Source organism: Streptomyces pinistramenti (assembly GCF_020564935.1).
Classification (GTDB): Bacteria; Actinomycetota; Actinomycetes; order Streptomycetales; family Streptomycetaceae; genus Streptomyces; species Streptomyces pinistramenti.
The window spans coordinates 12,552-27,332 of record NZ_JAJCXB010000074.1; the positions used below are offsets into that span (position 1 = coordinate 12,552).

General features: G+C 73.4%; 8 protein-coding genes. 6 read left to right on the top strand and 2 right to left on the bottom strand.

All coding sequences use genetic code 11. The features are described 5' to 3' along the window. Positions 1 to 167: 167 nt before the first annotated feature. The gene (locus LIU39_RS31320; protein WP_227050322.1) at positions 168 to 974 is read left to right on the top strand and encodes a S1 family peptidase; all 807 of its coding nucleotides are present in this window, start codon (positions 168 to 170) and stop codon (positions 972 to 974) included. Between the two features lie 187 nt (positions 975 to 1,161). Then, entirely contained in the window at positions 1,162 to 4,242 is a 3,081-nt protein-coding gene (locus LIU39_RS31325; protein ID WP_227050323.1) for an endo-alpha-N-acetylgalactosaminidase family protein, read from the top strand. Between the two features lie 60 nt (positions 4,243 to 4,302). Here the strand turns inward: LIU39_RS31325 and LIU39_RS31330 are convergent, their stop codons facing one another. Further along, complete coding sequence (locus LIU39_RS31330) at positions 4,303 to 6,066, bottom strand: glycoside hydrolase family 35 protein (RefSeq protein ID WP_227050324.1); 1,764 nt, start codon at positions 6,064 to 6,066, stop codon at positions 4,303 to 4,305. Between the two features lie 151 nt (positions 6,067 to 6,217). Between LIU39_RS31330 and LIU39_RS31335 the strand changes: the two genes are divergently transcribed. Further along, complete coding sequence (locus tag LIU39_RS31335) at positions 6,218 to 7,105, top strand: helix-turn-helix domain-containing protein (protein ID WP_227050325.1); 888 nt, start codon at positions 6,218 to 6,220, stop codon at positions 7,103 to 7,105. 216 nt (positions 7,106 to 7,321) lie between these two features. Here the strand turns inward: LIU39_RS31335 and LIU39_RS31340 are convergent, their stop codons facing one another. Continuing rightward, positions 7,322 to 8,482: an MFS transporter gene (locus LIU39_RS31340; RefSeq protein WP_308409439.1), complete on the bottom strand. Its 1,161-nt coding sequence runs from the start codon at positions 8,480 to 8,482 to the stop codon at positions 7,322 to 7,324. A gap of 309 nt (positions 8,483 to 8,791) precedes the next feature. Here LIU39_RS31340 and pepN point away from each other — a divergent pair, with 309 nt between their 5' ends. From pepN to LIU39_RS31355, 3 genes are all read left to right on the top strand, one after another. Then, positions 8,792 to 11,338 (top strand): aminopeptidase N, encoded by a 2,547-nt coding sequence (gene pepN / locus LIU39_RS31345; RefSeq protein WP_227050326.1) that lies wholly within the window; start codon positions 8,792 to 8,794, stop codon positions 11,336 to 11,338. A 179-nt stretch (positions 11,339 to 11,517) separates the two neighbouring features. Beyond that, positions 11,518 to 13,317 carry a pyridoxal-dependent decarboxylase gene (locus LIU39_RS31350; protein ID WP_227050327.1) on the top strand — a complete coding sequence of 600 codons (1,800 nt, stop codon included), beginning with the start codon at positions 11,518 to 11,520 and terminating at the stop codon, positions 13,315 to 13,317. Beyond that, positions 13,314 to 14,781: lysine N(6)-hydroxylase/L-ornithine N(5)-oxygenase family protein (locus LIU39_RS31355; RefSeq protein WP_227050328.1), on the top strand; the 1,468-nt coding region annotated here is incomplete at its 3' end. The genes LIU39_RS31350 and LIU39_RS31355, both read left to right, overlap by 4 nt.

Consider the following 14,781-nt stretch of genomic DNA (forward strand, 5'->3'; position numbering starts at 1 on the left):
GCATTTTCCACATAATCACAGGGCGCTTTACGGACTCATCCCCCACTGGGTCCGGACGCCTTGTGGTGTGCCGCCCTTCTCCACGCAGATTTTCCGGCGGCCGCACACCGGCTCCGGTGGGGCACGAGCTCGTCATCGACGTGCAACCCCCCACGAAAGGAAGCCCGTTGCGCAGCTCCCTGAAGCACCTCAAGAGAACCACCGCCCTCGGCGCGATAGCCCTCGCCGCCTTCAGCCTCCAGCCCGCATCGGCCTTTGCCGCCCCCGCGCCCGACCCCTCGGGCGTGCACACCAAGGTCGTCGGCGGCACCAAGGCCGAGCAGGGTGAATTCCCCTTCATGGTCCGGCTGTCGATGGGCTGCGGCGGCGCGCTGTACGCCAAGGACATCGTGCTGACCGCCGCCCACTGCGTCGACGGCAGCGGCCCCAACACCGACATCACCGCCACCGCCGGTGTCGTCGACCTCCAGGACTCGCACGCCGTCACCGTCAAGTCCAAGGAAGTTCTTCAGGCCCCCGGCTACAACGGCAAGGGCAAGGACTGGGCGCTGATCAAGCTGGAGAAGCCGATCGACCAGCCGACGCTGAAGATCGCGCAGGACGACAAGCTCAACAACGGCGACTTCACCATCGCCGGCTGGGGCGCCGACAAGGAAGGCGGCGACCAGCAGCGCTACCTCCTCAAGGCGACCGTCCCGTTCATCGACGACGCCACCTGCGGCAAGGCGTACGGCGACGCGCTGACCCCGGGCGACGAGATCTGCGCGGGCAAGCTCGACACCGGCGGCACCGACACCTGCCAGGGCGACTCGGGCGGCCCGATGTTCCGCAAGGACGACGCGGGCGAGTGGCTCCAGGTCGGCATCGTGTCGTGGGGCGAGGGCTGCGCACGGCCCGGCAAGCCCGGCGTCTACAGCGAGGTGAGCACCTTCGCGGCCGACATCCAGAAGGCCGCAGGCGAACTCGGCAGCTGAGCCGGTCCCGCACCGGTCCGGGGGCGGGCGGCGGCCCGCCCTCCGGCCCGGCGCGGTCCCGCGCCGGGATCCGCAGAGCCGCATCCGTTAGTCCAACACCTGTCCCTCCTTTGTCCATAGGCGCACCCGCCCCACCGGCCGCACGCTGTCCGGCGACAGCAGTGCAGGTGCCGAGGAGGAGGCGCGCGTGAACGAACAGACAAAGGGCCGCGGCGGGCCCAGCCGCCGTACGGTCGTCGCCGCCACCGCGCTCGCGTCGGCCGCCACCGCCCTGCCGCTCGGCGCCGGCTCAGCGGCCGCAGCCCCCGGGCCCGGTGAGGCCGTCCTGCGCTCCGCGGCACTGGAAGTCCGCGTCGCCACCGACTTCCCGCGCATCGTCGCCTACACCGACCGCGGCACCGGCGCCGTCCTGCACGGCCAGGAGACCGCCGTGCGTCAGGTCCTGATCGACGGCACGGCCCGTACCCCGCAGGTCACCCACCGCGCCCGCGCCGACCGGGCCGTCTACACCCTCGCCTTCGACGGCGGCACCGTGATCACCGTCGAGATCGCGGTCGGCGGACGGCAGGTCACCTGGCGGGTCACCGGCATCGACGACACCGCGGCGCGGCCCGTCGGCACCCTGGAGATCCCCGGCCTCGCACTGCTCAGCGTCCGCAGCGACCAGCCGGGCGCGGCCCTGCTCGCCGCCCGCATCGACCTCGACAAGGCCAAGAGCGGCGACACCCTGGTGGAGGTCACCGCGGACACCGCGCCGCAGGAAGCGCCCACCGGATGCGCGTACGCGGTGGTCTCCACCGGTGAACTCGCCGCCGCCATCGAGACCAACACCGTCCACGACCTGCCGTCCGGCGCCACCACCTGGGAGAACGGCAGGCTCTGGCACCAGGCCGTGCGCGGCGACGGCTTCGTCAAGGCGCAGCTCGCCTGCGGCCAGTGGACCCACCGCGCGGCCGGGGCGCCCTGGGACGCCACCGAACCGCTGCCGCAGGCGACGGTCATCGTCACCGGCGACCGCAACGGCGACGGCAGGGCCGACTGGCAGGACGGCGCCATCGCGCTGCGGGACATCATGGTCGTGCCGCGCGGCGCCGACGAACAGCACCTCCGGGTCGTCCCGCACATCCCCTTCAACTTCGCCAGCCAGGCCACCAACCCGTTCCTCGCCACCCTCGACAACGTCAAACGGATCGCCCTGGCCACCGACGGGCTGCGGCAGTTCACCCTCCTCAAGGGCTACCAGTCCGAAGGGCACGACTCGGCGCACCCGGACTACGGCGGCAACTACAACGCGCGCGCGGGCGGGCTCGACGACCTCAACGCGCTGGTGCGGGCCGGCAAGAAGTGGAACAGCGACTTCGCGGTGCACGTCAACGCCACCGAGTCCTACCCCGTCGCCCACGCCTTCTCCGAAAAGCTGGTGGACAAGGCCGACGAACAGTGGGACTGGCTCGACCAGTCCTACCGGATCGACGCCCGCCGCGACCTGCTCTCCGGCGACATCGCCGCGCGCCTCGCACAGCTCCGCAAGGAGACCGACCCCGCGCTCAACATGATCTACTTCGACGTCTTCCGCGAGTCCGGCTGGAACTCCGACCGCCTCCAGCGCCACCTGCACGACCAGGGCTGGCAGGTCGCCAGTGAATGGGGCCACGGCCTGGAGAGGTCCTCGCTCTGGTCGCACTGGGCGAACGAGACCGACTACGGCCCCGACACCTCACGCGGCATCAACTCCCAACTGATCCGCTTCCTGCGCAACCACCACAAGGACGTCTTCGCCGACAAGTGGCCCACCCTGCTGGGCGCACCCCGGATGGGTAACTTCGAGGGCTGGACCGGCAAGACCGACTGGCCCGCCTTCACCGCCGTCATCTGGCGCGACGCACTGCCCGCCAAGTACCTCCAGGCGTACCCGATCCGTACCTGGACCGCGCACGAGATCACCTTCGATGGGCCGACGAAGACCTCCGTATCGGACCAGGGCGGCACCCGGAGGGTCACCACCGACGGGCGGCTGGTCTACGACGACGGCCGCTACCTGCTGCCGTGGGAGCCGCGCCGGGCCACCGACCCGGACAAGCTCTACCACTACAACCCGCAGGGCGGCAGCACCCGTTGGACGCTGCCGCGCGGCTGGTCGGGCGCCGCCGCGGTGTACGCGTACCGGCTCACCGACCAGGGCAGGACCCAGGAGCGACGGCTGCCGGTGCGCGGCGGCACGGTCACCGTCGACGCGGACGCCGGCCGCCCCTACGTCCTCTACCGCACCAAGGCCCCGGCCCAGCAGGACCCGCAGTGGGGCGAGGGCACCGGCATCGGCGACCCGGGGTTCCACTCGGGCGGCCTCGACGGCTGGCGGGTCAAGGGGCCCGCCCGGGTCGGGACGAGCGCGCTGGGCGACCACGAACTGGTCATCGGCGCGGGCGCCGCGGCCTCGGTCAGCCGGCGGCTCGACCGGCTGGCACCCGGCAGCTACGCCGCGTCCGTACAGGTCGAGGTCGGCGCGGCGGCGGGGGAGCGGCGCCGGGCCGCCCTGGAAGTGCGCACCGCCGACGGGGTCACCGCGGCCAACTGGACCGAGACCTCCACCGCGGGCAACTACGTCGCCGCCGACCGCAAGCACGGCACCCGCTTCCAGCGGATGTTCACCCCCTTCACGGTGCCCGAAGGCGGCGGCCGGGTCACCCTCGCGCTGACCGCGGCCGCCGGCGAGCCGCGGGTGCGCTTCGACAACATCCGGGTGGTGCGCGCGGAGCGCAGCACCAAGCGGGGCACGCTGGTGTACGAGGACTTCGAGCACGTCCCGCAGGGCTGGGGCGTCTTCGTCAAGGGCGACGCGGGCGGTTCGACGGACCCGCGCACGCACCTCGCCCAGCGGCACGCGCCGTACACCCGGCGCGGCTGGAACGGCAAGGCGATCGACGACGTCGTGGACGGCGGCCAGTCCCTCAAGTCGCGCGGCGAGAACACCGGAGTCGTCCACCGGACCGTCCCGCACACCGTCCGCTTCCTGCCCGGCCGCCGCTACCGCGTCACCTTCCGCTACGAGAACGAGAAGGCCGGCGAGTACGTCTGGATCACCGCCGTCGACGAGCCCGCGCCCCGCGAGCTGAGCCGCCGCCCGCTCCCGGTCGCGCCCCAGCCTGCCACCCTCACCTACGAGTTCACCGCGCCCGACGGCGGCGAGGCATGGGTGGGGCTGCGCAAGGTCGGCGACGACGCGAAGGCGGAGTTCGTGCTGGACAGCTTCGAGGTCAGGGAGGTATGAGGGCGGCATGACGCGGGTTCCGGGGGCTGCCCCCGGAACCCCGCACCCGGGCCGCGGCGCTCAGGGCACCAGCCGCGGCACCCCGGGCGCGACGCCCGGCGGCGGCCCCTCCAGCTCCAGTACCAGCACCTCGTTCGCCCCCTCGCGCAGCACCGGGCCCGGTACGTACAGCGCTTCCTGCGGACCCGCCGACCAGTAGCGCCCCAGCGGGAAGCCGCCCACCCACGCGAACCCCCGCGTCCAGCCCGGCAGTTCGAGCATCGCGTCGCCCGCCCCGCCCGCCGGCACGGTGACCGTCCCCCGGTGCAGCCCGCGCGCACCGGGCAGGCCGGGCCCGAACGGCAGCCGCGCCACCGCGTCCGCGTCCTCCAGCGCGTCGAGCCGCAGCCCGCGGGCCCGTACGCCGTGCAGGAACTGCCGCTCGTGCAGCACCCCGCCGGTGAGGCCCTTGGGCTCGGCGAGGCGCGGCCCGTAGTTGACCCGCCCCAGGGACTCCACCCACAGCTCCACCGTGGCGGGCCCCGACACCGGCCCGAGCACCGCGTCCTCGGTGTCGATGTCCGGCCCCCGCACCCCGTCCACGAACGTCACCGCACGGTCCCGCAGCCCCCGCACCCGCAGCTCGTACGGGCCGCGCGGCCCGGGGACCGCCAGCCGGTAGCGGACCAGGCCCCGGTCCACGTCCAGCTCCTCGAACGTCGGCGGCACCCCACAGCTCATCTCGGCACCGCCCAGCGCATCGGTCACCGCGCCGAGCCCGGCCCAGCCCGAGAGGCGTACGGCGGCCGGCGCGGCGAGCACGGGGCAGGGCGCGGGCGGCTCGGGCAGCGGGCCCTGCGCGTGCTCCGCCAGCACCTCGCGGAACCGGTGGAACTTCTCTGTGGGGCGGCCGCGTTCATCGATCGGCGCGTCGTAGTCGTAGGACGTGACGGTCGGCCGGAGCGGGCCGTCGTGCAGCGGGCCCGCGCGGTTGGCGCCCGCCAGGCCGCCGAAGCTGGTGCCGCCGTGCGCCATGTAGAGGTTGACCGAGGCCCCGCAGTCCAGGATCTCGCGCAGCGCGCCGGCCGCCTCCAGCGGATCGCGTCCCGTGGGCCCCGCGCCCCAGTGCGCGAACCAGCCGCACCAGAACTCCATGCACATCAGCGGCCCGTCCGGCTGGTGCCTGCGCAGCACGTCGAACGCCTCGCGCGCGCCCGCATCGAAGTTGACGGTGGCCAGCGCTCCCGGCGCCGCGCCGCCGGTCAGCATGTGGTCCTCGGGCCCGTCGGATGTGCACAGCGGCACGGTCACGCCCAGCTCCCGCAGCAGTCCGGCGAGCCACGCGAGGTAGGCCGCGTCCGAGCCGTAGGACCCGTACTCGTTCTCCACCTGCACCATCAGCACCGGCCCGTCGTGGGTGCACTGGCGGGCGACGATCTGGGGGAGCAGCCGGCGAAACCACGCCTCGACCGCCCGCAGGTACTCCGGGTCGCGCGTCCGCACCCGGCGGCCCAGCGGTCCGGTCAGCCAGTGCGGCAGCCCGCCGTTCTCCCACTCGCCGCAGATGTACGGGCCCGGCCGGACGAGGGCCCGCAGGCCCGCACGGGCGGCCGCGTCCAGGAAGCGGCCCAGCGCACCGGTGTCCCGCAGTTCACCCCGGCGCGGTTCGTGCAGGTTCCACGGGACGTAGGTCTCCACGCAGTTGAGGCCCAGGGCGCGCAGCATCGCCAGCCGGTGGTCCCACTGGGCCTCGTGCACCCGGAAGTAGTGCAGCGCGCCGGACAGCAGCCGCACCGGCCGCCCGTCCAGCAGGAAGTCCCGCTCGCCCACCAGGAATTCGCTCACGTCGCCGGCCCCGCCTCTCGTCGCCCCCGCCCGTTCCTTGCCGGTCACCTTCGCCCTCTGGCGGTGCGGCGGTCCATGGACAAAGATCGGCGTTGTTTGGACGGAGCGGCGCGCGGCGGGGCGGCCGTGCGGGTGGCGGGAGGTCCCGGGGATGTACCACACCTGGATGCGGTATTTCACGCCGGGCCCGGTGCACCACCGGCTGGGCCTGGTGTGTCTGGGCGTCGGGCTGCAGCACGGCGCGCTGCCCGCGGTGGGGCCGCGCGTCCTCGATCACCATGTCGCGGTCGTCATCAGCGCCGGCCGCGGCTGGTGCACGGGCCCGGACGGGCGGCGCGAGGAGGTCACCGCCCCGGCGCTGCTGTGGCTCGTGCCGGGGGTGTCCCACCACTACGGGCCCGACCCGGAGACCGGCTGGGACGAGAGCTTCGTCGACTTCACCGGGCCGGCCGCCGCCACGTACACGGAGCTGGGCTATATCGAGCCGGGGCGCCCGGTGGTGCCGCTCGCCGACACCGTCGCGGCCCGTACCGCCGTGGGGCGGATCGCGCGGGCGGCGCGGCGCGGCAATCCGCTGCTGGAGGTGGAGACGTCGGCGGCCGTGCACGAACTGCTCGTCGCGCTGCGGCGGGCGCGGGCCGACACCGACGCGGACGGCGATCCGGTGCTCCAGGCGCTGGCCCGGGACGCGTGCCGGCCGCTGTCGGTGGCGGAACATGCGGCGCGGCACGGCATGAGCCCGGCCGAACTGCGGGTCGCGGTGCGGCGTGGGGCGGGGTGCAGTCCCAAGGACTATCTGCTGGGGATCCGGCTGGGGCGGGCCAAGGAGCTGCTGGTGGCCACCGAGCTGCCGGTGGCTGCGGTGGCGCGGCGGGTCGGCTACGACGATCCGGCGTACTTCAGCCGGCTGTTCACCCGGCGGGTGGGGACCGCGCCGGTCCGCTTCCGCGCGCGGCAGGGGCGGAGCGTGCCGGGCGGGTGGTCGGACACGGTCCCCGATCCGGATGATCCGCCGGTGGTGAGCGGGTGGACGGGGTGAGGTGGTGACCGGTGGGTCGCTTGCCGCTTGTGGGTGGGGTGGGTCGGAGGGGCGGCACCGGGACGTCCGACCGTCCGCGGGACGGAAGAGCCGCAGGGCGCGGGTGTGGTGCTGCTCGTTGACGGGAACGTCCGGGCGTCCCCCCGGCCCCGCGACACCTCACAGACGACCGGCACGGCATCCGTCACGGACAAGTCCCCACGGCCCTGGGCCCGTTCAGGGAGAGACCTCCTCCAGCGGTCGGTCGGTGGTTTCCTCGGCGAAGAACGCGGCCGTCAGCGCGCCGGCCAGCGCGACGGCGCCCAGGGTGGCGAAGACCGCGGCCAGGCCGGTGCCCCCGGCGTAGACGGCGCCGACGATGAGAGGGCCGAGGATGACGCCGACGCGGTTGAGGGCGCCGCCGACGCTGCACCCGAGTGCCCGCATCCGGGTCGGGTACAGCTCGGGCGTGTAGAGGTACAGGCAGATGTTGGAGCCGAAGAAGCAGACCGCGGCCAGTGAGGTCCAGATGAGGACCTGGACGGGGGTGCGGGCGCCGAGTGCGGCGAGGACGAGCAGGGCGGCGGCGGTGCCGCCGAGGAACAGGGCGAAGATCCGGCGCCTGCCGATGCGGTCGACGGTGAGCGCGGCCACCAGGCAGCCGAGCAGTCCGGCCACCGACGTGACGGTGGAGTGGAGCAGCGCGTCGGAGAGGCCGAGGTGGAAGCGGCTGCCGTAGAGGGTCGGCAGCCACGAGGAGATGCCGTAGTTCACGAAGTAGCCGGTGAACCAGAGGGCGCCGAGCAGGAGCGTACGGCGCCGGTAGCGGCCGGTGAACAGGCCGCGGATGCCGGTGGCGGCGCGTTCGGCGGCGGTGGCGGGGGCCACCGTGCGGGCGCCGGGTGACGGGGCGGGATTGGCCGGGGCGTCCGGTGGCGCGTCCGGCAGTGGCGCTCCCGTGGCGGCCTCGACCTTCGCCTCGATCAGCGCCATGGTCGCCTCGGCCTCCCGCATCCGGCCGCGGTCGGCGAGCCAGCGCGGGGATTCGCCCACGTCGCCCCCTTCCTCCCCGCGCACGACGCTCGCGTGCCGAAGGGTGCGGGAGAGGAAGAGGTCATAGGCGGACCCGTGCTTCACGCCGATCCGCACGCCCGCACGGTCGACGTCGGCGGCCGTACGGAACGCCGATGCGCCGGGCACGGCGAACACCCCATCGATCACGACATACGGCGCGGTGAAAGCCACTTCGGCCTCGCGTGCGGGCTCGACCGCCAGGAAGCACAGGTCGGCCCGGCCTGCCGCCATCGCCTCGTACGACGCGCGCGCCGCGTCGAAACAGACCGGTTCCACCGGCACGCCCAGCCGCGCGCCGATCTCGCGCGCGATGTCGACCGTCACACCGGCCGGCGCCGCGGGTGTGCCCCGGGCCAGGACCGGGTTACCGGATTGATCGCGGCGCGCAGCACGCCGTGCGGCGCCAGGCCCCGGGCGATGGCAGCAGTCGAGAGCGTCATGGGGCGGAGTGTAGGGGCACCCTGTGACAGGACATCAGGGCGTCAGGCGCCACCATCCCGCGGCATGAGCGCAGGACGGCCGCCCTCCCGGTCAGCCGCCCGCCACCGACTTGTCCACAGCCCCCGCAGGCTGTTCCCGCCGGTTGTCCACACCCCCGTGCGGCCGCCCCCGCATGTGCGGCAGCATGACTCCATGCCCGCACTGCAGCGCGCCGAAGCGCAGACCCGAGCCCAGATCATCGACGTCCAGAGCTACGACATCGACCTCGACCTCACCCAGGGCGAGGACGAGTTCGGCTCCAGGACCGTCATCCACTTCCGCGTGCGCGACACCGCAGACGGCTCCGACACCTTCGTCGAGATCAAGCCCACCGCGCTGCACGCCGTCACCCTCGACGGCAGCCCCCTCGACCCCGCACTGCTCGCCGACAACCGCATCCCGCTGACCGGCCTGGCCCCCGGCAGCCACGAACTCCGCTTCGACGCCACCATGCGCTACTCCCGCACCGGCGAAGGCATGCACCGCTTCACCGACCCCGCCGACGGCGAGACCTACACCTACACCCAGCTGTTCATGGAAGACGTCCAGCGAGTCTTCGCCGCCTTCGACCAGCCCGACCTCAAGGCCGTCTTCCGGCTCACCGTCACCGCACCCGAGGGCTGGACCGTCCTCGCCAACGGCATCACCGCACAGGACGGCGAAGGCCGCTGGACCGCCGCCCCCACCCCCCTCATCTCCACCTACCTCGTCGCCGTCGCCGCAGGCCCCTGGCACTCCGTCCGCACCGAGCACGCCGGACTGCCCTTCGGCCTCCACTGCCGCCGCTCCCTGGCCCCGCACCTCGACGCCGACACCGACGAGATCCTCGACATCACCCGCCGCTGCTTCGACCGCTACCACCAACTCTTCGACGAGCCCTACCCGTTCGACTCCTACGACCAGGCATTCGTGCCCGAATTCAACGCCGGCGCCATGGAGAACCCCGGCCTGGTCACCTTCCGCGACGAATTCCTCTACCGCTCGGCCGTCACCGACACCGAACGCCAGGTCCGCGGCATGGTCATCGCCCACGAAATGGCCCACATGTGGTTCGGCGACCTCGTCACCCTCCAGTGGTGGGACGACATCTGGCTGAACGAATCCTTCGCCGAATACATGGGCTACCAAGTCCTCTCCGAAGCCACCCACTTCACCGGCACCTGGACCGAATTCGCCGTCGTCCGCAAGGGCTGGGGCTACGACGCCGACCAGCGCCCCTCCACCCACCCCGTCGCCCCCCGCGCCGAAGACGTCCCCGACACCGCCGCCGCGCTCCTCAACTTCGACGGCATCTCCTACGCCAAGGGCGCCTCCGCACTGCGCCAACTCGTCGTCTGGATGGGCGAGAAGGACTTCCTCGCCGGCATCAACGACCACTTCGCCCGGCACCGCTTCGGCAACGCCACCCTCGCCGATTTCATCGACTCCCTCGCCCGCGCCGGCGACCGCGACGTCCACGCCTGGGCCGCACGCTGGCTGCGCACCTCCGGAGCCGACACCCTCACCGCCGCCGTCGACGACCGGCCCGACGGCTGGGAACTCGCCGTCGAGCACCACGGCAGCCGTCCCCACCGCATCGCCGTGGGCCTCTACGACCAGGACCTCTCGGACCCCGCCCGGCTCACCCCACGCGACCGCTTCGAACTGGACATCCCCGAAGAAGAAGGACACACCCGCCGCACGTTCGAGGGCCCCGCACCCGCCCTGGTCGTCCTCAACGACGGTGACCTGAGCTACACCAAGGTCCGCTTCGACCCGACCTCCTGGCAGACCGCCGCCCGCGCCCTCTCCGGCCTCCCCGACCCGCTCAGCCGCGCCGTCGTCTGGAACGCCGCCCGCGACATGGTCCGCGACGGCGAACTCCCGCCCGCCGCCTACCTCGAAGCAGCCCGCACCCACCTCCTGCACGAACCCGACGTCGCCATCGTCCGCAACGTCCTCACCTTCGCCCGCACCCCCCTCGCCGACTGCTACCTCCCCGCCGACGAACGCCCCGGCGCCCTCACCACTCTCACCGCCATCAGCCGCGACCTCCTGCGCCGCACCGAAGGCCCCGAACACAGCACCGAGGCAGGTCTGCGGCTCACCGCCGTCCGCGCCCTCATCGACAGTGCCCGCACCCCCGACACCCTCCAGGAGTGGCTCGACGACGGCAGTGTCCCCGGCGGCCCCGCCCTCGACCCCGAACTGCGCTGGCGCATCCTCACCCGCCTCGCCGTACTCGGCGCCACCACCCCCGACCGCATCGACGCCGAACTCGCCCGCGACCCCAGCGCCGCCGGCCACGAAGGCGCCGCCCGCTGCCACGCCGCCCTCCCCGACCCGGCCGGCAAACAGGCCGCCTGGGAAGCCCTCTTCACCACCGACGCCAAGGCCGCCCTCTCCAACCACCTCTTCACCGCCACCGCCACCGGCTTCTGGGCCCCCGAACAGCACGACCTGCTCCGCCCTTACGTCGCCCGCTACTTCGCCGAAACCCCCGCCCTCGCCACCGAGCGCGGCCCCGCCCTCGCAGAGGCCGCCGGCCGCTACGCCTTCCCCGGCACCTTCGTCGAGCCGGAAACCCTCCGCCTCGGCCGCAGCTGCCTCGACACCGGCGACCCGACCCCCGCGCTGCGCCGCAAACTCGTCGATCAGCTCGATGATCTGGAACGTGCCCTGCGGGTCCGCTCGGCCCACCCGGCGCAGCCCGCCGGCTGACCGGCCGCAGCAGATCATCACGGGTGCCGCCGGAGGCAGCGACCGGCGGCACCCGAACGCACGAAGCAATCCCTGACACGAACGAGTGGAACCATCTGCGCCAGTGGATGCGCACTGCACGGGGAAAGTAACTTAGGGCGGCCTAACGTCCCGAACTCCCCACACAGAAGGGCACGTTCATGCCTGTGCCCGCCACCGATGCCGCCCTCGCAGGCGGCACCGAAGGCCCCCGCGCGCTCCGCCCGCTCGTCGACACCGTCCTCGACGCCCTCACCACCGGTGCCGAGGACCGCGCGGGCCCCCTCCCCGCCGGCGGACCCGACGCCGTGGCACCCGCCGTACGCGCCGCCTGCGCCCCCCTCCTCGCCGACGACGGCACCGGGCCGCACGACGCCCTGCGCACCCTCGTCCACACCCTCGCCGCCGGCGCCGCCGACCCCGCCGACCCCCACTGCGCGGCCCACCTCCACTGCCCGCCCCTGGCCCTCGCCGCAGCCGCCGAGCTCGCCGCCTGCGCCCTCAACCCCTCCATGGACTCCTGGGACCAGGCCCCCGCAGCCTCCGCCATCGAAGCCCTCACCACCCGCGAACTCGCGGCCCTGGTCTACCCCTACGCCCGCACGACCGCACCCGCACGGGCCGCCGCACCGCACACGCAAGCCCAGCCCGGCCCCGCCCCGACCGCGCCCCACCCCGACCCCGCAACGCCCCGGCTCACCATTCCGGCCCCAACTGCCGCCCCGGACAACGCCCCCGACGCCACTCCCGCCCTCATCGGCCCAGTCCCGAGCATCCCACCCGGAACCCTCAACACCGCCCGCACCCCCAGCCCGCTCCGCACTCCCGGCTCCTCAACCGCCCCAGCCGCCCCGCTGGCTTCCGCCGACCCCGGCACAGTCATCCCCGCCGGCGGCCCCGACGCGCTGGTCACGACCGGCGGCACCGAGTCCAACCAACTGGCGGTCCTCCTCGCACGAGAGGCCGCCCGCGCCACGGCACACTCCGCCAGGGAAACGACCGCAGTCACGACCGGGGGAGCTGACAGCGGGACCGGGGGCGAGCCCAGGCGCGAGGCCGCCCGCATCGCCGCAGCCCCCCCGGAGCCCACCGCCCCCCTCCGTATCGTCTGCGGCGCCAACGCCCACCACAGCATTCACCGCGCCGCCTGGCTCCTCGGCCTTCCCGCCCCGATCACCCTCCCCACCCCCAACGGCGTCCTCCACCCCGACACCGTCCACGCGGCCCTCTCCCGCCTCGACGGCCCCGCCCTCCTCACCGCCACCGCAGGCACCACCGACTCCGGCGCCATCGACCCCCTGCCGGCCCTGGCCGACCTCGCCGAACACCACGGCGCCCGCTTCCACGTCGACGCCGCCTACGGCGGAGCACTCCTCTTCAGCGACACCCACCGCGCCCTGCTGAACGGCCTCGACCGCGCCCACACCGTCACCCTTGACCTGCACAAACTCGGCTGGCAACCCGTGGCCGCCGGCCTCCTCGCCGTCCCCGGAAGCGCCGACCTCGCCCCCCTCGACCACCGGGCCGACTACCTCAACGCCGACGACGACACCGAGGCAGGACTGCCCGACCTCCTCGGCCGCTCCCTGCGCACCACACGCCGCCCCGACATCCTCAAGATCGCCGTCACCCTCAAAGCCCTGGGCCGGCGCGGCATCGGCGACCTCGTCGACCGCACCCTCGCCGCCGCCCGCACCCTCGCGGACCTCGTCGAGGCGCGCCCCGACCTCGAACTCCACTCCCGCCCCACCCTCACCACCGTCCTTTTCCGCCCCACCGGCGCCGACGACACCACCCTCGCCGCCATCCGCCGCAGCCTGCTCACCGACGGGCACGCCGTCCTCGGCCGCGCCACCACCGCCACCGGACTCTGGCTCAAGGCCACCCTCCTGAATCCCCACACCCAGCCCGGTGACCTCGAAAACCTCCTGAAACTCGTGGAAGGCCACATCCCCCGATGACCACCCCCGCCCGTCCCGGCACCCCTGGCACCACGGCCCCCACCTCCACGACACCGAAGCACGACACCACACCCGCCCCCGCCCCGTCGGCCGACACCACCAGCCCCACCGACCCCCTCGACCTCGCCGGGATCGGCATCGGCCCCTTCAACCTCTCCCTCGCCGCCCTCGCCCACCCCCTCACCGACCTCCGCACCGCCTTCTACGACCAACGCCCCGCCTTCCACTGGCACCCCGGCCTCCTCATCGACGGCGCCACCCTCCAAGTCCCCTTCCTCGCCGACCTCGTCACCCTCGCCGACCCCGCCAGCCGCTGGAGCTTCCTCAGCTACCTGCACAGCCGCGAACGCCTCTTCCCCTTCTACTTCGCCGAGCGCTTCCACATCCACCGCGCCGAGTACGACGCCTACTGCCGCTGGGTCAGCGAGAACCTCCCCGCCCTCCACTTCGGCCACCAGATCGACGCCGTCCGCTGGAACTCCCGGCACGCCGTATTCGAAGTCGACTTCACCCACCTCGGCGCCGACGGCGAAGCCGAAGCACTCGGCCGCACCTACGCCCGCAACCTCGTCCTCGGCATCGGCACCGCACCCCACATCCCCGAGCCCCTGCGCCCCCTCGCCGACACCCCCACCGTCCCCGTCATCCACTCCGCCGACTACCTCGACCACCGCGAACGCCTGCTCGCCGCCGACCACATCACCGTCATCGGAGCAGGCCAGTCCGGCGCCGAAATCTTCCTCGACCTGCTACGCGCCCGCCCCATCGGCCACGAAAAACTCCACTGGCTCGCCCGCACCCCCGCGTTCGCGCCCATGGAATACAGCAAGCTCGGCCTCGAACACTTCACACCCGACTACACCCGCTACTTCCACGCCCTCCCCGAATCCGTACGCGACGGCCTCGTCCCCGGCCAATGGCAGCTCTACAAAGGCATCGACCACGACACCCTCGCCGCCATCCACGACGAGCTCTACCGCCGCACCCTGCACGGCGGCTGGCCCGACGCCACCCTCACCCCCGGCGTCTCCGTCCACTCCGCGACCCGCCTCGGCGCCACCGGCATCGAACTGCACCTCGACCACGCCGAACAGGCCACCCGCACCCGCCTCGCCACCGACGCCGTCGTCCTCGCCACCGGCTACCGCGAACGCCGCCTCGACACCCTCCTCGCCGCCCTCGACCCCCACCTGCGCCGCGACTCCGCGGGCCGCCCCCGCATCGACGCACACCACCGCCTCGTCCTGGACCCCACCGTCACCGGCTCCCTCTACGTCCAGAACGCCGAACGCCACAGTCACGGCGTCGGCACCCCCGACCTCGGCCTCGCCGCCTGGCGCAGCGCCACCATCCTCAACTCCCTCACCGACGCCACCCCTTACCCCCTCCCCACCCGCACCGCCTTCACCACCTTCGGCCTCCAACAGACCCCCGGCACCCCCACCGCCCCCTCCGTCCCACACC